We start from the raw sequence: 20,276 nt of genomic DNA, 5'->3' as shown, positions 1-20,276 counted from the left end.
TTCCCTCGGATTTCGTGCTCGGTTCGCCGCCCCGTCGCCAGCCGGCCCGCGCAGGGCCGGCAGACGGATGGCCGCCCCACAAAATTCCGCGCCAGTATATCCACATTGCCGACCGCTGCACAACGGATGCACCATGCTGCATAAGCGCGCGCTCGTCCTGTCGATCCTCGTGCTCGCGTCGTGCGGGCTCGGCTACGAACTGATCAGCAGCGCACTGTCCAGCTACCTGCTCGGCGATTCGATCCTGCAGTTCTCGTCGGTGATCGGCTGCTACCTGTTCGCGATGGGGATCGGCTCATGGCTCGCAAAGTTCGTCGAGGATGACGACGTGCTCGACCGTTTCGTCGATATCGAGCTGCTCGTCGGGCTGCTCGGCGGCGTGTCGGCCGCGCTGCTGTTCGCGGTGTTCGCGTGGCTCGCCGCACCGTTCCGCGCGGCGCTCTACGCGCTCGTGCTCGCGCTCGGCATGCTGATCGGGATGGAGATCCCGCTCGTAATGCGCGCGTTCCAGCAGCGGCGCCAGGCGTTCCGCCATACCGTCAGCGAAGTGCTGACCTTCGACTATCTCGGCTCGCTCGCCGTGTCGCTGATCTTCCCGCTCGTGCTCGCGCCGCGGCTCGGCCTGCTGCGCACCAGCTTCCTGTTCGGGCTCCTGAACGCCTTCGTCGCGCTGTGGACGACGCACCTGTTCCGCGACGAGATCCGCAACGTGCGCGGCAAGCTGATGCGCGCATCGCTCGTGATCGGGCTGCTCGTCGCCGGCTTCGCGCTGTCGGACCGCATCACGCACTGGGCCGAACACGGCGTGTACGGCGACGAGACGATCTATTCGGAGACGACACCGTACCAGCGCATCGTGCTCACGCAGTGGCACGACGACATGCGGCTGTACCTGAACGGCAACCTGCAGTTCTCGTCGCGCGACGAGCATCGCTATCACGAAGCGCTGATCCATCCGACGATCGAGGCGCTGCCGTGGGCGAAGCGCGTGCTCGTGCTCGGCGGCGGCGACGGCCTCGCGGTGCGTGAACTGCTCAAGCACCGCAACCTCGAACAGATCACGCTCGTCGATCTCGATCCCGCGATGACGAAGCTGTTCTCGACCTCCGCCCCGCTCGTCAAGCTGAACCAGGGCTCGCTGAAGGACCCGCGCGTGCACGTGATCAACGACGACGCGGTGCGCTGGCTCGAATCGAACGCCGACGTGTACGACGCGATCGTCGTCGACTTCCCCGACCCGACCAACTTCGGGCTCGGCCGGCTGTATTCGGTACCCGTGTTCCGGCTGCTCGCGCGCCATCTGTCGGAGAACGGTTATGCGGTGATCCAGTCGACGTCGCCGTATTTCGCGCCGCACGCCTACTGGACCATCATCGCGACGCTGCACGAAGCGGGGCTCAACACGTGGCCGTACCACTGCTACGTGCCGTCGTTCGGCGACTGGGGCTTCGTGATCGCCGGCAAGCGCCGCGACTTCACGGTACCGACGCACTACTCGGTGCCCACCCGCTGGCTCGACGCGCAGACGGCCGTCGAGATGTTCCACTTCCCGGCCGACATGCCGGCGCTGCCGATGTCGCCGAACGAACTCAACGACCAGCCGCTCGTGCGCCGCTTCGACGACGACTGGAAACACGTGCTGCGCTGATGGACCGCCGCACGTTCCTCATCGCGTCGGCGGCCGCGTCGCTCGCCGCCTGCGGGCGCACAGGCTGGATCGAGACGACGCCGCGCGTCGGCTACCCCGGCATGCGCGAAGGCCATGCGCTGCGCGACCATGCGACGCTGCCGCCGCCTTCCGGCACGATCGAAACCGACGTCGCGATCCTCGGCGCGGGTGCCGCCGGGCTGTCGTGCGCATGGCAGCTGGCGCGCGCGGGGCACAAGCGCTTCACGGTGCTCGCGGGCCCCGAATTCGGCGGCAATGCGGCCGGCGGCCGCTTCGGCGATCTCGGTTATCCGAAAGGTGCGCATTACCTGCCGCTGCCGTCGCTCGAATCCACGCATCTGCGCGACATGCTCGCCGATCTCGGCGTAATCGAAGCTGCGCCGTTCTCCACAAAACCCGTGTACGACGAGCGCGTGCTCGTCCATGCGCCCGACGAACGGCTCTTCATCGCCGGGCAGTGGCAGGACGGCATCGTGCCGACGGCCGGCCTCGGCACCGACGAGCTCGCGCAACAGGCACGCTTCTTCGCGTACACGGACGGGCTGCGCACCGCACGCGGCGCCGATGGCCGCAAGGTGTTCTGCATCCCGATCGCCGAATCGTCGCGCGACCCGCGCTGGCGTGCGCTCGACCGGCGCTCGTTCCGCCAGTGGCTGCTCGACGAGGGCTACACCGCGAAAGCGCTGCACTGGTACCTGAACTATTGCTGCCGCGACGACTATGGCGCCGGGTACGAGCACGTGTCCGCGTGGGCCGGCCTGCACTATTTCTCGTCGCGCGGCGGCCACGCGGGCGATGCGAGCGACGGCGCGGTGCTGACCTGGCCCGACGGGCTGCACACGATGGTGACGAAGCTGAGCGCGTCGATCACCGCGCGCACCGGCTCGAACGCGTGGTCGCGCGACGGTTTCGCGGTGCGCGCAACCGAACGCGCGGGCGGAGTCGACGTGCTGTGCGCGCGCATCGGCGACGACGGCACGCTGTCGACGTTCACGCTGAAGGCGCGGCGCGCGGTCTGCGCGATGCCGTTGTTCGTCGCAGCGCGCGTGTTTCCGCAGCTTGGCGCGTACGGCTTCGACCCCGCGCGCGACCTGCCGCCGCGCGCGCCGTGGCTCGTGTCCAACTTCCTGCTCGACGGCATGCCGACCGAGGAAGCGGGCGTGCCGCTTGCGTGGGACAACGTCGTCTACGATGGCACGGGGCTCGGCTACGTCGTGTCGACGCACCAGCTGATCCGGATGTCGCCGCCGACGCGCTCGGTGTTTTCCGCGTACCAGGCGTTGAGCACGCAAGCACCGGACGACACGCGCCGCTGGCTTGCGCAGGCCAGCCCCGAAGCGTTGCGCGAACAGGCGGCGATCGACCTGCAGGCTGTCTACGGACGCGAACTGTGGAAACGCGCGACGGCGCTCGAGATCACCGTGCGCGGTCACGCGATGGCGACGCCCGACGTCGGCTTCCTGAGCCGGCCGGGGCTGCTCGCGCTGCGCGATGCCGACGGCCCCGTCGTGTTCGCGCATGCGGACCTGTCCGGGCTGTCGCTGTTCGAGGAAGCGTCGTACTGGGGCATGCTCGCCGCCCGGCGCGTGCTGGCCTGAAGGCCGTCATCCGTCATTGCGGCGCCGCCGCCGCCCGCTATAATCGCGCGACATTCCGACTGCATTGAGCAGGCCGACGGTGCCGCGCCGTCCGACGCGCCGTATGCCCTCCTCGACTACAACAATGACGAACCGAACCCTCCGACGCCTTCGCCCGTTCGTGCGTGCCACCGCGCGCGTGCTCGCCTGCGCCCCGCTGCTCGGCGCGCCGCTGGCGCTGCATGCGGCCGACACCGCGGCCACCACCGGCACCACGCCCGCCTCCGGGCGCTACGTCGTCATCGACACCGGCCATACACCGGCTCACCCGGGCTCCACCGGCGCGAGCGGCCGCGTCGAATACCTGTACAACCTCGATCTGTCCGCGGCGGTCGCCGAAAAGCTCGTCGCGCATGGCGACCGCGTGCTGCGCACGTCGGCCGACGGCCGCGAGATCGCGCTCGACCAGCGTTCGACGCAAGCGCCCGACGCGAACCTGTTCGTGTCGATCCATCACGACTCGATGCAGCAGCAGTTCATCGACGCGGGCCGCCAGCGCGAATTCCGCGGCTTCTCGGTGTTCGTGTCGGAACGCAATCCGCACTATGCGGAAAGCCTGCGTTGCGCGAAGGCGATCGCCGAGCGGCTGGTCGCGGCCGGCGAGCGGCCGTCGCTGTATCACGCGCAGCCGATCCGTGGCGAGAACCGCCCGCTGATCGACCCGCAACTCGGCATCCACCGCTTCGACGATCTCGTCGTGCTGCGCACCGCGCCGATTCCGGCCGTGCTCGTCGAGGCCGGCGTGATCGTCAACCCGGACGAGGAAGCACGGCTGGCGCGTCGCGAGACGATCCAGAAACTGTCCACTGCGATCGCGGGCGGGATCGACGCGTGCACCGTGCCGAAATGAACAACGATAACGCCCGTCGGGCCCAACGGTTTTCACCCAGTCAGGAGCATCACCATGAAAAAGAAGAATCTGCTCGCATCCTGCGCACTGCTCGCGCTTGCCGTTCCGTTCGCCGCGCACGCGGCCGGCTGCGGGAAGCCGCGCAGCGCGTTCGACCAGGTGTACTGCACCAGCACGCAGTTCTCGCAGTCCGATCGCGATCTGAACGACGAATACGGCCGCCTGCGCAAGCAACTGAGCGGTGACCAGCAGGCCACGCTGAAGGCCGGCCAGCTCGCGTGGCTGAAGCAACGCGATGCCCAGTGCAGCGAGACGCGCAACAACAGCTACCTCGTGGATATCCAGTGCGCGAACGACATGACGCAGTCGCGGCTGTCGTTCCTGCGCGAGCGTGAACGCGAATGCTCGAGCACGGGTTGCGTGACATCGAAGCTCGGCGAGTAAGGTGGTCGCACCTGCGGTGCCGCGAAGCGTTTCGTGGCACCGCACGCTCGGAAGGAACGACGATGCGGCATGAATTCTCCGAAGTCCTGAACGACCTGATCGACTATTTCCTCGTCGGCGATCTCCTGCTGCTGAAGCGCTACAAGGAAACCCATCGGCTGTCGGACAACGTCGCGGCCGAGTTCACGACCGGCGACAGCGGCGACAACGCCGTGCTCGAAGGTGTCGTCATTCCGCTGGCCGGTATCGAAAACCATCCGTATACGGTCATCTTCACGCTGGACGACGGCACGCCCGAACTGCTGAAGGCCGGCAGCCGCCTGCAGCACCGGCGCGGCGGATACGTGCTGCGCGTCGAACACCGTTCGGTGATGCTTTACACGTGGCGCATTCTCGAACGCTTCACCGACGAAACGGTGCACGCGCTGCTTGCACGCTATCGCGAACCGGGCAGGCCCATGATTGAAATCGATAACGGCTGGTACGACGTCGAAATCCTCGGTGGCGAAGTGCCGCGCAACGGCTGGTTCGAGCCCGCGTTCGAGTTCGTGCTGAAGAGCACCGGCGCACCGGGCGATGCGTCACAAGTGGATCTCGGCTACCGTTTCGCCATCGACAGCAGTCTGGATCCGGCGGAATGAATCCCGCGCGCGGCAACGCGGCAAACGGCACACGATCTGGCGAGGCACGCATGACACCGAACACGACGACGATCGACATCCGCGCCGCCACATCTGCCGATGCGCCAGTCATCGCCGACATCCACGTTGCATCGTGGCAGGCGACCTACACGGACATCATGCCGGCAGCATTTCTCGCGGGCCTGTCGGTCGACAAGCGCACGGCCGCGTGGCGCTATGCGCTCGACGCCGGACGGCCGCGTGTCGCACTCGCGGTCTCGGTCGCGGACAACACGCCGGCAGGCTGGATCGCTTATGGCCCGACACGCGACACCGACAAAGATCGTACGTGGGGAGAAATCGAAGCGATCTATCTGCACCCGTCGCATTGCGGCCAAGGGATCGGCGCCGCACTGGTCGATCACGCATGCCGGTCATTACATGACCTGGGCCATGCGTGGGTGTCGCTCTGGGTATTGATCAAGAACCGTCGGGCCAGGGCGTTCTACGAACGCGAAGGCTTCGTCGCCGAAGACGACATCAAGACGTTCGAGATCGACGGGACACCGATCGAAGAGGTGCGTTATTGGCGTGCGCTACCGGGCGCGACGCACGGCAAGCCGGCAGCATCTTGATGCCGGCCCGGCCCACCCCGTTTCGCTGGATTCCCGGAGCCGGGCGCTGCGCTTCGGCATCGGCGAGACTGCTCGCGGCGTTTCCGCGCCCGAAGACGCCGATGGGCGAAGCGTGGTTCATGGGCGACTCGCGACGGCTATTCGCTGATTTGCAGGACGACCTCCAGTCGATCGACATCGTACAGCTGGATACGCGACTCGAAGAAATCGTCATCGGCACGACCTCGTTCGGCCCCCGCGACGAGTGGTGGCAGTGGTATCACTACCTGCTGGCGCAACTGACGCCACGCTGCCACGAAGGGCAACACCCTGCACTGCTGGAATGGCTGATCACTGCGTTCGTTTCGCAACATCCCGATCGCATCTCGCCTGAACCCTATCACGGGTATCGCCGCGATGTGCTCGACACGCTCGGACAAAGCCTGATGGAACCCGAATGCTGGCCATCGGGCGCACTCGATACGGCAGCGTGCTTCAACCGGCATCACGACCGGCAATCCAGCACCGGAGGCTGGTTCAATGCGAGCGGAAAATTCTCGTCATCGATGTTCCTTTGCGTCAAATACCTGGAAACGTCCGAGATTCGCCCCTGGCTGACATCGGTCCTCGCCATCGACGATCCGCTCTGGCGCGCGCAGCTGATGATCTGGTTCGTCGGGGCGAACGAGATGCTCTGCGGCCGTGTCCGGCAGCCGTCCGAATTCAGCCGCAGCGACTATCCGCGTATCGACTGGCAGGGATCGCGCTACTTGACCGGCGCCACCGACGGCGGCGCCACGCCCCGTGAATTCATCCCTCTCGCGAATCGCGACGCAGCCGTCGACACGTTGCGATCGTTGATGACCGAAGCCACGTTCCTCGATTGGCTTCAGTCGCTTGGCCGGTACGATCACGTCGAAAGCGAACTGGGCGATCTGCCGTACCGGTTCTATTCCCTTTTCGGCGCGAGCAACCGTTCTGGATAACGAAACACCGGGCAAGCACACGAACCGGTACGTGTCGCTCCATTGCGCATCGCTCGCCAAGACGGCGACACAGTCGTCATGAAAGGCTCGCCCCCCATTCCGCCAACCGCGCCTGCATCATCTGCAACAACTCGCGAATCTTCGCATTGACCGAATTCCGGCTCGCATACGCGGCATGCAGCTCCAGCGGCGCAGGCGTCATCTCCAGCGGCACGCGCACGAGCCGCCCCTCGGCCAGCTCGCGCGCGCATCCGCGCTCGACGAGAATCGCAAAACCGATCCCGTTCACCGCAGCCAGCCCTGCCATCTCGCCGCTATTGACGCGATACCGGCTCGCTACCGGAATCTTGTGAATCCTCCCGTCACCGTCGGCGAATTGCCACGGTTGCCCTTTCAGCGTGCTCAGCGTCGTGATGCACGGCAGTTGCCTGAGCTGCTCCGTCCGGGTCGGCAACCCCGTGCGTTCGACGAGCGACGGCGCGGCCACGACGACGCTCGGCAAACGCACGAGCGGCCTGACGACGAATGCGCTGTCGTCCAGCTTCCCGCGATTGACGATGATCGACAGGTCGACATCGTCGCGTAGCGTCGACATGCCCGCGAGGCTGGTATCGCAGTCGATTTCGACACGCGGGTGACGGCTCGCGAATTCCGCGACGATCGGCCCGAGCATGCGCGGCCCGATTTCGCCGGGCACGCAGAGCTTCAGCACACCGCGCAGTTCCGTGTGCTGCGACGTCAGTTCGAATTCGGCCTGCGTCAGCGCATCGAGCATCGGTCGCGCGCGCTCGTGCAGCAAACGCCCGGCCTCGGTCATGCGCAGGTGTCGCGTGCTGCGCTCGAGCAGGCGCACGCCGAGCCTCGACTCCAGTTGCGCCACATGACGACTCACGTTGGAACCCGGCATCGCGAGCACGCGCGCGGCGCCGGCAAAGCTGCCTTCGTCGACGACCGACACGAACACACGCACCGCGTTCAGATCCAGCTTGCTCCGCATCATTAGCCCATTTTAGGTATCAAAGCGTGCCGATTTTCACGGCTTATCCCACCGGAGACCATAATTTACGATGCTCATCCCGTCAATGCGACGCCGATGCGTGAACCCGCGACCCGGCGAGCGCTCGCACGACACAAGGAAGGAGCATGATGGAAATCGCCATTCTGGGCGCCGGTGTTGCCGGCATGAGCACCGCACTCGCACTCGCCGGGCGCGGCCACCGGATCCGGTTGTACGAACGCCGGCCGTCGGAATCAACGATGGGCGCAGGCGTCGTGCTGTGGCCGAATGCCGGCTTCGTGCTCGCGCAGCTCGGCCTGCTGCCGGACATCGTCGAGGCTGGCGGCCACCTGCACGCGATGCGGCGCATCGACCGGCACGGCACCCTGCTGAAGGTCACAGATATCCGCGAACTCGACCGCCGCATGGGTTTCCCGACGTATTCGATCCTGCGGTGCGACCTGCAGGCGGTGCTGGCGCGGCACCTCGCCGCGCGCGGCATCGACGTCCGCTTCGGCCACGGTGCAACGGCCATCGAAACCGGAACGGACGGCCACGCCGTCGTTCGCTTCGACAACGGCACGGAGATCGCGCCCGATCTCGTCATCGGCGCTGACGGCCGCATGAACTCCGTCGCACGACGCTACGTGGTTGGCCACAACACACCCGTCTACCAGGGATTCGTCAACTGGATCGGTATCGCGCAGAGCGATGCGCCGCTGGTCGACGAGGCGTCGATATTCGACTACTGGGGCGTGCGCGAGCGTTTCGGCATCGTCGCGCTGGACCGGCATCGGATGTACTGGGCGGCGGCATGGCCCGAAACCGATCCGGGCGAGGAGACGGAAAGCGATCCGGCAGCGATGCTGGAACAGCGCTTCGCTACGTGGCCGGCACCCGTCGTGAACGTGATACGTGCGACACCGTCGGACACGATCGCGAAGATCCGCGTGCACGATCTCGATCCGGTCGACGTGTGGCACCGCGGCAACGTGCTGATGATCGGCGACGCTGCGCACGCACCGCTACCGACCTCCGGACAAGGCGCTTGCCAGGCGCTCGAGGATGCGTGGCATCTTGCCCGTTGTCTCGACGAGCACGGAGCAGGCAACGACAGCGACCTCGATGCAGCGCTCGCGTCCTTCACGATGCGGCGCCGCCCGAAAACCGCGGCCATCACCGAGCGTGCGCGCGATTTCGCGCACCTGCTATTCGGCGACGGCGTGAACGAAAGCGCTCGACAACAGATCGATCCGTTAGCGGAAATCGAGGCACTGATGAACGCGTGGGGCGCGCACCTGCCGATGGCGCAGGTGCGCGGACGATAAGACGCGCGAGCGGCGGCATCCGCTTACAAAAACCACCGATACTCCCGCGCGCCGATTTCATTGCGAAAATCCAGCTCTTCCTGCCGCTTGTTCTCGCAATACACCATCACGAACTCGCTGCCGAGCCCTTCGGGCACGGCAGGATGATCCTGCATCGCCGCGACGGCCGACAGCATCTCCTTCGGGAAATCGATCCCGCTGCCGCGATCCTCGTTGAGCGGCGCGATCGGCTCGAGCTTCGCGTCGAGCCCGTGCTCCATCCCGGTGAGAATCGCCGCGAGCACGAGATACGGGTTCGCGTCCGCACTCGCGAGCCGGTGCTCGATCCGCAGGTTGCGCGCGTCCGACTCGGGAATCCGGATGCATGCGTCGCGATCCTCGAAGCCCCAGCTTGCGCGGCTCGCCGCGTTCACCATCGATCCGTAACGCCGGAACGCATTGTGATTCGGCGCGAACACGGGCATGCAGTGCGGCAGCACCGCGAGGCATCCGGCCACCGCGTGCCGCAGCGGCCGCTGCCCGTCCGCCGCAAGCAGGTTGCGCCCTGCCTCGTCGTACAGGCTCACGTGCACGTGCATCCCGCTGCCCGGCGCATGCAGGTACGGCTTGCCCATGAAGCTCGCGCGATAGCCGTGCTGCAACGCGACGCCGCGCGTGCTGCGGCAGAACAGCGCCGACCAGTCGGCCGCGCGCAACGCATCGTCGGTGTGACCGAAATTGATCTCGAACTGGCCGGGACCGAGCTCAGCCGTGATCACCGTCGCATCGACGCCCTGCTCGCACGCGGCCTCGACCATCTCGTGCAGCACGTCGGAGAAGCGCGACAGGCGCTCGATATGCATGTTCGGCTGATCGTCGCGGTCGTCGCTCAGGCGGTCGCGCGGATACTGCGGCATCCCTTCCGCGAGCTGCGCGGCGAACAGGTAGAACTCGAGCTCGAATGCGACGACCGGCCGGATGCCACGCGCCGCGAAACGCCGCAGCACGCGCGCGAGCACCTCGCGCGGCTCGAACTCGATCGGTGCGTCGGTACCGTCGGAGCTGATCAGCATCTGCGCGAGCGGCTGCCGCTCCCAGCGCACGGGCTTCAGCGTGCCGGGAATCAGCCGGCGCGGCGCGTCCGGGTCGCCGTCGTTGAAGCAGTAGTCGCCGATCTTGTAGAGGCCACCCTGCGTGCCGAGCAGCACGCAATTCTGCGGCAGCTTCAGCAACGAGCCCGACGCCACCTTTTCGAGCGCGTCGATCGGATAGCGCTTGCCGTAGAAATGCCCGGGCAGGTCGAGGCAGATCAGGTCGACATAACGGATCTCGGGGTGCGCCTGCCGGAATGCGCGGACTTCACCGACCAGCGCGGGAACGACGTCAGCCATGTCTCATCCTTTCCATGTCTTGTATGGCGGTGCCGCAGCGCGGCGAACCGGATTCACGCACATGCATCACGTCGCATGCGTCATGTCGATCAGTACTGCAAACAGGCTGCGCGGCGCGGCGGCCCGTCGTGCCGCCCGCCCCGCCGACAACTCAGGTGAAAACCCAGATCACGCGCGTCGGCGCGTCGGTCAGGTTGGCGTAACGGAACCGCTTGTGCGCGGGAAGCTGGAATGCGTCGTTCGGGCCGAGCGTGACGGGTGTGTCGTCGCCGTCGACCCAGATCGTCAGTTCTCCTTCGAGCACGAAACCGCCCTGCTCGTCGCTGTCGTCGACGGGCCGCTCGCCGCTGCTCGCGCCCGGCGCGAGATGGCTTTCGAGGATCGAGAAGCGCGAGCGCATGTTCGGCGACACTAGGATGTCGGTAATGCCGGCCGCGTAGTACACGGTGCGCCGCTCGTCGGGCCGCGTGACCCACGGCACGCTGCGCGGCTTGCTCAGGCTGTAGAAATAGGTAGTCGGCACGCCGAGCGCCTCGCCGATCGCGGTGAGATCCGCCACCGTCGGGCGCGACAGCCCGCGCTCGACCTGCGACAGAAAGCCGACCGAGCGGCCGATCCGTTCCGCGAGATCATTGAGCGTGACCTTGCGATGCTTGCGCAGGTCGCGGATCAGGATCGCCAGGCTTTCTATTTCTTCCTGTTCATTCATGGTGGGTTCCGGTGCAGTCAGACGGTATCGCGCAAACGGTACCAGGCCTTGCCGATCGCTTCCAGCGGCGCGGCGAGCCGGTCGCCGCCGGGGAAGCGCGGATTGCGGATGCGCTGGTATTGCGCGAGCAGGCGTTCGTCGCCGAGCACCGCGTCGGCCACCGCACGCGCGCCCGCGAGCGTCGGCAGCACGCCGTGCCCCGAGAAGCCCTGCAGCCAGAAACGCTGCCCGTGGCGGCCGATGTCCGGCGTGCGACGCATGCTGATGTCGATATGGCCGCCCCACGCGTAATCGAGCGGCACGCCGGCCAGTTGCGGAAACACGCGTTCGAGGTGCGGGCGCGTGGCCGCCGCGATATCGGCCGGAATGCCGCCGAGATACGTGCAGCCGCCGCCGAACAACAGCCGGTTGTCGGGGCTCAGGCGGAAATAGTCGGGCACGAACTGGTTGTCGATCACGCAACTGTTCTGCGGCAGCAGCGAACGCGCGACGTCGGGCGCAAGCGGCGCGGTCGCGACCTGGTACGTGCCGACCGGCAGCAGCCGGCGCGCGAGGTCGCGATCGAGCCGGTCGACATACGCGTTGCAGGCCAGCACGAGCACATCGGCGCGCACTTCGCCGCGCGCCGTGCGGGCAATGTGGCCGCCCGCCGTTTCGCGGCAGTCGAGCACGCGGCTCTGCTCGAAGATGCGGCCGCCCGTGCGTTCGATCGTCTGCGCGAGGCCGAGCGCGAGCTTCAGCGGGTTCAGGTGGCCGGCCTCGGGATCGTGAAGCGCCGCGAGATAGCGCGAGCCACCGATCCATTCCGGCATGTCGGACCGCTCGATCACGCGCAGCCGGTCATAGCCCCAGCGCTCGGCCGCTTCGTCGCGCGCCTGCGCGAGCATCGCGACGCGCCGCGGCCGCACCGCCGCCCACAGGCTGCCGGGCCGGTAGTCGATATCGAAACCGTGCCGCGCGGGCAGTTCGCGCACCTCGGCCGCGGCCCAGCGCATGCTGTCCCACAGCAGGCGCGCGCCGTCACGGCCGAGCGAATCCTCGAGCGGCTGCATGTCGCACGACCAGCCGAGCAGCGCCTGCCCGCCGTTGCGGCCCGATGCGGCCCACGCGACGCGGCTCGCCTCCAGCACGACGACGCGCTTGCCGGCGAGCGCGAGACGCAACGCCGTATGCAGTCCGCTGAAGCCCGCACCGACAACCAGCACATCGGCGTCGATGCGCTCGTCCAGCTCCGGACGATGCGGGATCGGCGCCGGGTAGGTGCCGGCGTAGTAGCTTGCGACGTGACGGTCGGACTGCACGAACATGCGGACTCCCGTGAAATTTACGCCAAGGAATTTCATGAAAAACTAGCATGCCAATTTCACGAGGGCAAGCGGACGGAAAAACGACGTATTGATCTGATGAATCGGCGCTGCGCCGTTGGTCAGTCGAGTTAGCTGAGGATTCGCGGCCCGGGCAGACCCAGCCATCGCGGAAATGGATTTTCGTGAAGGCCGTGAAGATCGATGGGCGCTCCAGGTCGGGCGGGTTCGGGCTTCCATCCTTGATCGCCGTTGACGGAAAGCCCGGCCGGCCAGTCACCGGCCGCACGCACCGGCCTTGCCGATGGTGCGGAAACCGGAAACATCGGCTCGAAAAGCGCCCTCGCCCGCGGCGTGAGGCTTGCCGGAGGCACACAGCATGTCCGCCCCGCCGACGAGCACCTTGCCGCCGACGGCCGCGCCTGTCCGCGCCACCGAATCGTCACGCCCGATCTCCCGGTCGCAGCCAGCGACGAAGCCGAGCCGTGTCAGTTCTCCCAGACCACCGCCTGCCCCAGCGTTTCCCACTGCCCGGCGTGCGGCATGTAGTGCGCCTCGATTGCGCTTCGCCGGATCTTCAGTGTCGGCGTCAGCATCGCGTTCTCGACGGTCCATGCTTCCTTGACCACGACGACATACTGGAGCCGTTCATGGTGTTCGACGATGTCGTTGATGCGTTCGCGCAGCGCAGCAATCTCGCCGGTCAGCACCGTTCGATCGAACGTACCTGCCGCGATCGACGCACACGTCTCGGGGGAAAGCTGCAGCAGCGCGAAAGGCATCGCGCAACCCGCGCCCGCCACGCATGCGGCGTCGACGCCACGCAGGCCGAGCAGTTTCTGCTCGATCGGCTGGGGGGCGACGTACTTTCCTTTGGCAGTCTTGAAGATGTCCTTGACCCGCCCGGTGATCGTGAGGAAGCCGTCGGCATCGATCCTGCCGACGTCGCCCGTGCGAAAGAATCCGTCCGGCGTGGTCTGCGCCGCGGTCAGCTCGGGCTGCCGGTAGTAGCCGAGCATCTGCCCGGCGCTCCTGATTTCAATCTCGCCATTCCCGGCAATGCGCGCCTCGACGCCGGCGTACGGTTGACCGACCGTACCGGCACGCACATGCCCCGGACGGTTCAAGTGGAGCAGTCCGCATTCGCTCATCCCGTAGCCGTCGAGCAATTCCAGTCCGAGAACGCGATACCAGCGCATCAGATGCTCGGGCATCGGCGCCGTTCCGGTCACCACGATGCGCGCCCGATCGAGCCCGAGTTCGCGCAGAATCCTGCCCTTGATCCGCGCGCCGACCCATGGCAGCGCAAACAGGCTCGCCTGCATCGGGCCGGGGATCTTTTCGCCGATGCGCTGGTGGAACTTGTTCCACAGCCGCGGCACCGACAGGAAGATCGTCGGCCTCGCGCGCTTCACGTCGTCGGTGAACGTCGCCAGCGAATTCGCAAAGAACACCCGATACCCGAACGCAAGCGACGCAGCCTCGACGACGGCTCGCTCGGCCAGGTGCGCCAGCGGCAGGTAGGAAAATCCGCGCTCGTCCGACGTGAGGTTGAACGCCTCGATATGCTGGATCGTCAGGAACAGCATGGCCATGCTGGCGTGCGAGTGCATCACGCCTTTCGGCTCGCCGGTCGAGCCCGACGTATAGATGATCGTGCACAGTTCGTCGGGTGGCGGCCGTCGCACGGCGACGAGCGGCGCATGCTGCGCCGCAACCTCTTCCCATTGCGGAAACGCGCCTTGCGGCGCAAGCGGCAAGCCGAGCATCGGCAGGTCGTGCGGGAGTTGCGCGCGGATGTTCGGCCAATTGTCGCTGACACCGTCGAGCTTGCCGAGAATCAGCAGTTTCGCGTCGCTGTGATCCAGCACGTACCGCACGGATTCCGCACTGAAGGTCGGATACAACGGCACGCTGACCATGCCGGCGAGCATGATCGCGAGATCGGCCATGATCCAGTGCGCGCTGTTCTTGCCGAGCAGCGCGATGCGGCTGCCTGCGGGAAGACCGAGCGACACGAGGTAAGCGGCCCCGCGTCGCGCCTGATCGCCGACCGTTCCCCACGTGTAGTCGACGACGGTGCCGTCCGGATAGGGCTGGGTGAGATACACGTCGTCGCGCCGCTCGGCTTCCCATTTGGCGAAGCGGTCCAGCAGGGTCGCATTGTCCGGAATGATCATCGAAGACCTCGCTCACGGGCTTCATGATTCGCGCCGATCGTCTGGATCGACCGAACAGCGGCCTGGGCACGACAGGTCGCCATTCGCGCGCGGCCCATATCGTCCCGGCCGGTCGGGATGGCATGCCGCGATCGAGCGGGGCCCCGGCCGAAAATGCGGGCGCAATCAGGATGGAAACGGCACGGAGCATCCGACGCGGCGCGCGGCGTCAGTATCGAACGCAAATCGCGTACCAATGCCGTCGAACGGCCGTCCGGCAACGGCCCGGACAAATGCCTTGCCGCGGCGCGCGTGGCGAAACCGCAAGAAGTGTTACGCCGATGAAACATCGCGAATCTGCCGACCGATCGGCCCGCCTATGACGCGTCACGGGCGGCCTGCACCGGTCGGTCATTTTTCCTGCGTACCACTCGGCCTGAATTTTTACGCTTGTAAAAATTTTGGCCAGAGAGAATGACGCGCAGAAACAGAAAGAGAAACAGCACGTTCTCTGCCCATGCACGGCCCCCGCCAACCCTTTCAGACCCAACCCGATCGCTCACGGGAGACAAGATGTCCACGAACCAGGATGCACGCCCGACAGCCGAGTCGAACCACGGTGAATTCGCGCTGAGCGAAGTCCCGCTCGAGAAACGCACCGGCTTTCTGTCCATCACGATGGTGTTGCTGAGCTTCACGTTCTTCACCGGGACGATGTTCGCCGGCGGCAAGATCGGCGTCGCCTTCGACGTCGTCAGCATGATCCGGATCGCCGTGATCGGTAACCTGCTGCTCGCCGCCTACGCGGCGTCGCTTGCGCTGATCGCCGCGCGCAGCGGCCTGAATGCGGTGCTGATGGGGCGCTTCTGCTTCGGCGAAGTCGGCAGCAAGCTGTCCGATTTCCTGCTCGGCTTCGCGGAGCTCGGCTGGTACGCGTGGGGCACCGCGACAGTCGCCATCGTGCTGGTCAAGCTGCTGGGCTGGCCCGCGTCGGTGACCACGCCGTTGATGATCCTGTTCGGCTTCGGATTCTCGATCACGGCCATCATCGGCTATCGCGGCATGGACGTGCTGTCGCGCGTCTCCGTGCCGTTGATGTTCGTACTGCTGATGACGTCGATGTGGATCGCCACTCGCGATATCGGCGGGTGGGCCGGTCTCAGGCACGTCGTGCCGTCTCATCCGATGCCGTTCTCGGCCGCGGTGACGATGGTCATCGGCACCTTCGCGAGCGGCGCCACGCAGGCGACCAACTGGACGCGTCTCGCCCGCAGCGCGCGCAGCGCCGTGTCGGCCAGCATGATCGGGTTCTTCTTCGGCAACGGCCTGATGATCATCGCGGGTGCGTACTGCGCGATCGTCTATCAGCAGGCCGACATCGTCGAGGTGATGATGCTGCAGGGCCTGTCGATCGCGGCGGTCGTGATGCTGTGCCTGAATCTCTGGACCATCCAGGGGCCGACGATGTACAACGTAGCGGCCGCCGGCTGCCACCTGCTGCGCACCGAACGGCGCCGCACGCTCGTCCTCGTGGGCGCGGCGATCGGCATCGTGCTCGCGGTCGGCGGGATGTACGAACTGCTGATTCCGTTCCTCGTGCTGCTCGGCTCGATCATTCCGCCCGTCGGCGGCGTGATCATGGCGGACTACTGGTATCGCCATCGCGGCGCCTACCCGTCGCTCGCCACCGCCCGCCTGCCGCGCTTCAACCTGGTCGGCCTGGCCGCCTATGCGATCGGTGCGATACTCGCCTACACGTCACCGTGGATCGCGCCGATCGTCGGCATCGCGGCGTCCGCCGCCGCCTACATCGTGCTGCTGCAGGTTGCCCGCGCGTTCTCGCGCGAACCGTCCGTCCAGGGCGAATGATTCCGCTGCGCGCCCTCCCGGCCCCACTCGAACGACAGGAACCCACATGAAAATCATCAACGCCAGCTTGCGCGGCCGTAGCGGCCTCTTCACGATCGACCTCGATGCGGACACGATCCGCGCGATCGACCTCCAGCCGTCGCCGCTGACGCCGCAAGGGAACGACGTCATCGATGCCGGCAGCAATCTCGTCATCCCGCCGCTGGTCGAGCCGCATATCCATCTCGACGCCACGCTGACCGCCGGCGACCCCGAATGGAACATGAGCGGCACGCTGTTCGAAGGCATCGAGCGATGGGGCCAGCGCAAGGCCACGATCACGCACGACGATACGAAAGCCCGCGCGCACACGACGATCGGGATGCTGCGCGACAACGGCATCCAGCACGTGCGCACGCACGTGGATGTCACCGATCCCACGCTCGCCGCGTTGAAGGCGATGCTCGAAGTCAGGGAAGAGGCGCGCGATCTCATCGACCTGCAGATCGTCGCGTTTCCGCAGGAAGGCATCGAATCGTTCGACAACGGCCGCGCGTTGATGGAACGCGCGATCGACATGGGCGCCGACGTCGTCGGCGGCATCCCGCATTTCGAGAACACGCGCGACCAGGGCGTGAGCTCCATCAAGTTCCTGATGGATCTCGCGGAGCGCACGGGCTGCCTCGTCGATGTCCATTGCGACGAAACCGACGATCCGCAATCGCGCTTCCTGGAAGTGCTCGCCGAGGAAGCGCGGGTACGCGGGATGGGCAAGCGCGTCACCGCGAGCCACACGACGGCGATGGGCTCGTACGACAACGCCTATTGCTCGAAGCTGTTCCGGCTGCTGAAGCGCTCGGAAATTCATTTCATTTCGTGTCCGACCGAAAGCATTCACCTGCAGGGGCGTTTCGACACCTATCCGAAACGGCGCGGCATCACGCGTGTGGCGGAGCTCGACCGCGCCGGCATCAACGTGTGCTTCGGACAGGATTCGATCAAGGACCCGTGGTATCCGGTCGGCAACGGCAACATCCTGCGCATTCTCGACGTCGGCCTGCACGTGTGCCACATGCTCGGTTACGAAGACCTGCAGCGCTGCCTCGATTTCGTCACCGAGCACAGCGCGAACGCGATGTCCCTCGGCGACCGGTACGGCATCGCCGTCGGGCGGCCGGCCAATCTGCTGATCCTCGACGCCGATTGCGACTATGAAGTGATTCGCAAGCAGGCCAGGGTACGTACGTCGCTGCGCGGCGGGAAGATCATCATGCAGCGCGCGCCGGAACACATCACCTACCCCGCAGCGACCGCGCGTTGAGCGGGCGGCGGCTCCGGCGCGACGTGCCGGTGGAGGATCGAGCGATGAACCCGTCCGGGCCGACTGCAGAACCGCCCGCCCGGCCTCCCGGCCGGCGGGAAGCGCTGCGCGACACCCTCGAGGCGGCCATTCTCGCCGCCGCCGAGGAAGCGTTTTCCACGTATGGATTCGAGGGGAGCTCCGTTGCGGCGATCGCGGCGGCCGCCGGCTTGTCGAAGCAGAACCTGATGTACTACTTCCCGACGAAGCTGGCGCTCTACCAACGCGTGCTGGACGACGTCTTGCGGGACTGGCTAGGCAGGATGCGGGAGTTCGCGGCGCCCGACCGCGAGCCGGCGGAAGCGATGTCGGCCTATATCCGCGCCAAACTCGAATTCTCCAGAAACCGCCCGCACGGATCGCGGGTGTTCGCGCTGGAGATCATCGGCGGCGCGAAGACTTACGGAAAGGAGATCCGCAAGCAACTGATCCCGGTGCTGCGCGACGACATCCGGGTGCTCGAACGCTGGATCGATGAAGGCAAGGTCAGGCAGGTCGATGCCGAGCACCTGTTCTTCCTGATCTGGGCAGCGACGCAGTCGTATGCGGATTTCGCGTCGCAGATGCTGCTGGTGCTCGGCAAGCGCGCGCTGGGAAGCGACGATTTCGATGCGGCCTATCGCACGATCTCGGATCTGGTGCTCAGGGCGCTGATCACTGAAAACGGAACGGCGGCTTGACCGATCAACCGCCTCGGTTGCCGTTCATGCAGCGCAACCGGGCGCCATCAGCGGAAGCCGGGGCAATGCGGGATGAAGTCGCAACGATGCACGCTTCGTTGCCATTGGGCTCGCCGTTCGCTTCACGCCAGTACGCCCGGGAACCGCCGGTCAGTCGTTGTGCTTGTAGCGCTTCTTTTTCTTGTGCTTGTTGCCGTGGTAGTGATCGTCGGAGCGCGAGTTGTTGCGCGACACGTGGCCGCCCAGCGCCGCACCCGCGCCGCCGCCCACGGCTGCGCCGACGAGGCCGCCCGCCGTGCCGCCCATCGCGTTGCCCGCCGCGGTGCCTGCGCCGCCGCCCAGTGCGCCGCCGACGATGGCGCCCGTGCGTTCGCGCTTGTTCGACGTTACCGCGCCGCCTGCGCCGCCGCCCACCGCCCCGCCGATAACGGCGCCCGTGCTCCCGCCGACCGCGTGACCCACCGCCGCGCCCGCGACACCGCCGAGCGCGCCGCCCAGTGCGTTGTTCGTGTCACCTGCAACGGCAGGCGCCGAGACCGCCACCATTGCGCCGACCATCACTGCCATTCCGGCGAATTTCTTCAGCATCTGTCTGTCCTCGCTGCATTTCGAGATATCGATGGGCGAATTTAGCACCTTTCAGGAAAGCCTATCGTAATGAAGCGTTAAATCCGGCCTTTCCGTACCTATCTCCCACGTGACCGGACATGCGTCGTTCGGGGCTCGCCGCCAGGATTGCAATCAGCGCGGCAGCCATCGACGGGCCGCGCAAGATCGCATCGACACAACGCGACATACACCGCATCGCGCTGAACTCCCTGCATTCCGCGATCCTGCATTACCATCGAGCGTCCGCCGCGCCTGCCCGCTTCCGGCAAGCGAACCTCCAGCCACCTCCCCGTTCCCGCACCCATGCTCGCTCTCGTCATCCTCGCCGGCCTGTGGGCCGGACTGCAGAACACCCTCGCCGGCGGCGGCTCGTTCGTCACGTTGCCCGCGCTGATCGTGTCGGGCATGTCGCCGCTCGCGGCGAACATCACGTCGACGGTCGCGCTGTTTCCCGCGCAGGTCACGACCGGCTGGGCGAGCCGCAACATGGTGCGCGGCGTCGGCAAGCTGTCGTTTCGCGCGATGTTCGTGATCAGCGTCGTCGGCGGCGCGCTCGGCGGGCTGCTGTTGCTGAAAACCCCTTCATCGATCTTCTCGCGCCTCGTGCCGTGGCTCGTGCTGTTCGCGACGGTCGTGTTCGCGTGGGGCAGCTTCTTCCGCAAGCCGAGCGAAGGCACGGCCCACCTCGGCACCGTCCCCGCCGCGTTCTCGCAATTCATGATCGCGATCTACGGCGGCTACTTCGGCGGCGGGCTCGGCTTCCTGATGATGGCCGTGCTGACGATGGCCGGCCTGTCGCCGCGTCACGCGATGTCGACGAAGAACGCGCTCGCGGGCGTGATGAACGCATCGGCCGTCGTGCTGTTCCTGACGTCGCCGCACCTGCACTGGGGCAAGGCGCTCGCGCTCGGCGGCGGCGCGATCGTCGGCGGGCTCGTCGGCACGTGGGCGCTGCATCGCGTAAACGAACGCGTGCTGCGCATCGGGATCGTCTGCATCGGCGCGGTGCTGACCGTCGGGTTGTTCGTCAAACCGATCTGACCCACGCTCGCCGCCGCTTTCGCGGCGGCAATTGATGAGCAAACCGCAAGA

The 20,276-nt window shown here is 66.4% G+C and carries 18 protein-coding genes; 12 read left to right on the top strand and 6 right to left on the bottom strand.

Annotated elements, in window-relative coordinates:
- Nucleotides 1–133 precede the first annotated feature (133 nt).
- From ACPTTF_RS21190 to ACPTTF_RS21160, 7 genes are all read left to right on the top strand, one after another.
- Nucleotides 134–1,648, top strand: coding sequence for a polyamine aminopropyltransferase (locus ACPTTF_RS21190; protein WP_166961987.1), 1,515 nt, complete (start codon nucleotides 134–136; stop codon nucleotides 1,646–1,648).
- On the top strand, nucleotides 1,648–3,267 hold the full coding sequence (locus ACPTTF_RS21185) for an FAD-dependent oxidoreductase (RefSeq protein ID WP_423368062.1): 1,620 nt from the start codon (nucleotides 1,648–1,650) through the stop codon (nucleotides 3,265–3,267). The genes ACPTTF_RS21190 and ACPTTF_RS21185 overlap by 1 nt, the downstream gene beginning before the upstream one ends.
- Nucleotides 3,268–3,391: 124 nt before the next feature.
- Nucleotides 3,392–4,156 carry an N-acetylmuramoyl-L-alanine amidase family protein gene (locus ACPTTF_RS21180; RefSeq protein WP_423368061.1) on the top strand — a complete coding sequence of 255 codons (765 nt, stop codon included), beginning with the start codon at nucleotides 3,392–3,394 and terminating at the stop codon, nucleotides 4,154–4,156.
- Nucleotides 4,157–4,210: 54 nt separating this feature from the next.
- Nucleotides 4,211–4,600, top strand: coding sequence for a lysozyme inhibitor LprI family protein (locus ACPTTF_RS21175; protein ID WP_423368060.1), 390 nt, complete (start codon nucleotides 4,211–4,213; stop codon nucleotides 4,598–4,600).
- Nucleotides 4,601–4,662: 62 nt separating this feature from the next.
- Nucleotides 4,663–5,241: a hypothetical protein gene (locus ACPTTF_RS21170; protein WP_423368059.1), complete on the top strand. Its 579-nt coding sequence runs from the start codon at nucleotides 4,663–4,665 to the stop codon at nucleotides 5,239–5,241.
- A 50-nt stretch (nucleotides 5,242–5,291) separates the two neighbouring features.
- Complete coding sequence (locus ACPTTF_RS21165) at nucleotides 5,292–5,855, top strand: GNAT family N-acetyltransferase (protein ID WP_423368058.1); 564 nt, start codon at nucleotides 5,292–5,294, stop codon at nucleotides 5,853–5,855.
- Nucleotides 5,856–5,956: 101 nt separating this feature from the next.
- Entirely contained in the window at nucleotides 5,957–6,820 is an 864-nt protein-coding gene (locus tag ACPTTF_RS21160; RefSeq protein ID WP_423368057.1) for a hypothetical protein, read from the top strand.
- A 76-nt stretch (nucleotides 6,821–6,896) separates the two neighbouring features.
- On the opposite strand, the gene ACPTTF_RS21155 is transcribed toward ACPTTF_RS21160, so the two are convergent.
- Nucleotides 6,897–7,817, bottom strand: coding sequence for a LysR family transcriptional regulator (locus ACPTTF_RS21155; protein WP_423368056.1), 921 nt, complete (start codon nucleotides 7,815–7,817; stop codon nucleotides 6,897–6,899).
- Nucleotides 7,818–7,966: 149 nt separating this feature from the next.
- Between ACPTTF_RS21155 and ACPTTF_RS21150 the strand changes: the two genes are divergently transcribed.
- Nucleotides 7,967–9,145: an FAD-dependent oxidoreductase gene (locus ACPTTF_RS21150; RefSeq protein ID WP_423368055.1), complete on the top strand. Its 1,179-nt coding sequence runs from the start codon at nucleotides 7,967–7,969 to the stop codon at nucleotides 9,143–9,145.
- Between the two features lie 23 nt (nucleotides 9,146–9,168).
- Here ACPTTF_RS21150 and ACPTTF_RS21145 read toward each other — a convergent pair whose 3' ends face one another.
- The 4 genes from ACPTTF_RS21145 to ACPTTF_RS21130 form a co-directional block, all read right to left on the bottom strand.
- A complete protein-coding gene (locus tag ACPTTF_RS21145) occupies nucleotides 9,169–10,515 on the bottom strand; it encodes a glutamine synthetase family protein (protein ID WP_423368054.1) in 1,347 nt (448 codons plus the stop codon).
- A 151-nt stretch (nucleotides 10,516–10,666) separates the two neighbouring features.
- Nucleotides 10,667–11,224 carry a helix-turn-helix domain-containing protein gene (locus ACPTTF_RS21140; RefSeq protein WP_089427004.1) on the bottom strand — a complete coding sequence of 186 codons (558 nt, stop codon included), beginning with the start codon at nucleotides 11,222–11,224 and terminating at the stop codon, nucleotides 10,667–10,669.
- A 17-nt stretch (nucleotides 11,225–11,241) separates the two neighbouring features.
- A complete protein-coding gene (locus ACPTTF_RS21135) occupies nucleotides 11,242–12,531 on the bottom strand; it encodes an NAD(P)/FAD-dependent oxidoreductase (RefSeq protein WP_423368053.1) in 1,290 nt (429 codons plus the stop codon).
- A gap of 485 nt (nucleotides 12,532–13,016) precedes the next feature.
- Nucleotides 13,017–14,708, bottom strand: a complete 1,692-nt coding sequence (locus ACPTTF_RS21130) for an AMP-binding protein (protein ID WP_423368052.1) — start codon at nucleotides 14,706–14,708, stop codon at nucleotides 13,017–13,019.
- A gap of 552 nt (nucleotides 14,709–15,260) precedes the next feature.
- Between ACPTTF_RS21130 and codB the strand changes: the two genes are divergently transcribed.
- From codB to ACPTTF_RS21115, 3 genes are read left to right on the top strand one after another with little or no spacing between them, the layout of a single operon-like run.
- Nucleotides 15,261–16,556, top strand: a complete 1,296-nt coding sequence (gene codB, locus ACPTTF_RS21125; protein ID WP_166961960.1) for a cytosine permease — start codon at nucleotides 15,261–15,263, stop codon at nucleotides 16,554–16,556.
- Nucleotides 16,557–16,602: 46 nt separating this feature from the next.
- Nucleotides 16,603–17,856 carry a cytosine deaminase gene (gene codA, locus ACPTTF_RS21120; RefSeq protein WP_423368051.1) on the top strand — a complete coding sequence of 418 codons (1,254 nt, stop codon included), beginning with the start codon at nucleotides 16,603–16,605 and terminating at the stop codon, nucleotides 17,854–17,856.
- A 44-nt stretch (nucleotides 17,857–17,900) separates the two neighbouring features.
- Nucleotides 17,901–18,575 (top strand): TetR family transcriptional regulator C-terminal domain-containing protein, encoded by a 675-nt coding sequence (locus ACPTTF_RS21115; RefSeq protein WP_423368050.1) that lies wholly within the window; start codon nucleotides 17,901–17,903, stop codon nucleotides 18,573–18,575.
- 150 nt (nucleotides 18,576–18,725) lie between these two features.
- Here the strand turns inward: ACPTTF_RS21115 and ACPTTF_RS21110 are convergent, their stop codons facing one another.
- Complete coding sequence (locus tag ACPTTF_RS21110) at nucleotides 18,726–19,163, bottom strand: hypothetical protein (protein ID WP_166961953.1); 438 nt, start codon at nucleotides 19,161–19,163, stop codon at nucleotides 18,726–18,728.
- Between the two features lie 324 nt (nucleotides 19,164–19,487).
- On the opposite strand from ACPTTF_RS21110, the gene ACPTTF_RS21105 reads away from it, so the two are divergent.
- Nucleotides 19,488–20,225 (top strand): sulfite exporter TauE/SafE family protein, encoded by a 738-nt coding sequence (locus tag ACPTTF_RS21105; protein ID WP_166961951.1) that lies wholly within the window; start codon nucleotides 19,488–19,490, stop codon nucleotides 20,223–20,225.
- Nucleotides 20,226–20,276: the final 51 nt, after the last annotated feature.

This window comes from Burkholderia crassaminum, from assembly GCF_964265005.1.
In the GTDB taxonomy this organism is placed as follows: Bacteria; Pseudomonadota; Gammaproteobacteria; order Burkholderiales; family Burkholderiaceae; genus Burkholderia.
The sequence above is the reverse complement of the archived record's forward strand: the minus strand, read 5'-3'. Positions and strand labels throughout refer to the sequence as shown.

What these genes read in the sequence shown, in the direction of transcription:
- ACPTTF_RS21190 (WP_166961987.1), top strand. Translation starts at nt 134, where the DNA reads ATGCTGCATAAGCGCGCGCTCGTCCTGTCGATCCTCGTGCTCGCGTCG.
- ACPTTF_RS21185 (WP_423368062.1), top strand. Translation starts at nt 1,648, where the DNA reads ATGGACCGCCGCACGTTCCTCATCGCGTCGGCGGCCGCGTCGCTCGCC.
- ACPTTF_RS21180 (WP_423368061.1), top strand. Translation starts at nt 3,392, where the DNA reads ATGACGAACCGAACCCTCCGACGCCTTCGCCCGTTCGTGCGTGCCACC.
- ACPTTF_RS21175 (WP_423368060.1), top strand. Translation starts at nt 4,211, where the DNA reads ATGAAAAAGAAGAATCTGCTCGCATCCTGCGCACTGCTCGCGCTTGCC.
- ACPTTF_RS21170 (WP_423368059.1), top strand. Translation starts at nt 4,663, where the DNA reads ATGCGGCATGAATTCTCCGAAGTCCTGAACGACCTGATCGACTATTTC.
- ACPTTF_RS21165 (WP_423368058.1), top strand. Translation starts at nt 5,292, where the DNA reads ATGACACCGAACACGACGACGATCGACATCCGCGCCGCCACATCTGCC.
- ACPTTF_RS21160 (WP_423368057.1), top strand. Translation starts at nt 5,957, where the DNA reads ATGGGCGAAGCGTGGTTCATGGGCGACTCGCGACGGCTATTCGCTGAT.
- ACPTTF_RS21155 (WP_423368056.1), bottom strand. Translation starts at nt 7,817, where the DNA reads ATGCGGAGCAAGCTGGATCTGAACGCGGTGCGTGTGTTCGTGTCGGTC.
- ACPTTF_RS21150 (WP_423368055.1), top strand. Translation starts at nt 7,967, where the DNA reads ATGGAAATCGCCATTCTGGGCGCCGGTGTTGCCGGCATGAGCACCGCA.
- ACPTTF_RS21145 (WP_423368054.1), bottom strand. Translation starts at nt 10,515, where the DNA reads ATGGCTGACGTCGTTCCCGCGCTGGTCGGTGAAGTCCGCGCATTCCGG.
- ACPTTF_RS21140 (WP_089427004.1), bottom strand. Translation starts at nt 11,224, where the DNA reads ATGAATGAACAGGAAGAAATAGAAAGCCTGGCGATCCTGATCCGCGAC.
- ACPTTF_RS21135 (WP_423368053.1), bottom strand. Translation starts at nt 12,531, where the DNA reads ATGTTCGTGCAGTCCGACCGTCACGTCGCAAGCTACTACGCCGGCACC.
- ACPTTF_RS21130 (WP_423368052.1), bottom strand. Translation starts at nt 14,708, where the DNA reads ATGATCATTCCGGACAATGCGACCCTGCTGGACCGCTTCGCCAAATGG.
- codB (WP_166961960.1), top strand. Translation starts at nt 15,261, where the DNA reads ATGTCCACGAACCAGGATGCACGCCCGACAGCCGAGTCGAACCACGGT.
- codA (WP_423368051.1), top strand. Translation starts at nt 16,603, where the DNA reads ATGAAAATCATCAACGCCAGCTTGCGCGGCCGTAGCGGCCTCTTCACG.
- ACPTTF_RS21115 (WP_423368050.1), top strand. Translation starts at nt 17,901, where the DNA reads ATGAACCCGTCCGGGCCGACTGCAGAACCGCCCGCCCGGCCTCCCGGC.
- ACPTTF_RS21110 (WP_166961953.1), bottom strand. Translation starts at nt 19,163, where the DNA reads ATGCTGAAGAAATTCGCCGGAATGGCAGTGATGGTCGGCGCAATGGTG.
- ACPTTF_RS21105 (WP_166961951.1), top strand. Translation starts at nt 19,488, where the DNA reads ATGCTCGCTCTCGTCATCCTCGCCGGCCTGTGGGCCGGACTGCAGAAC.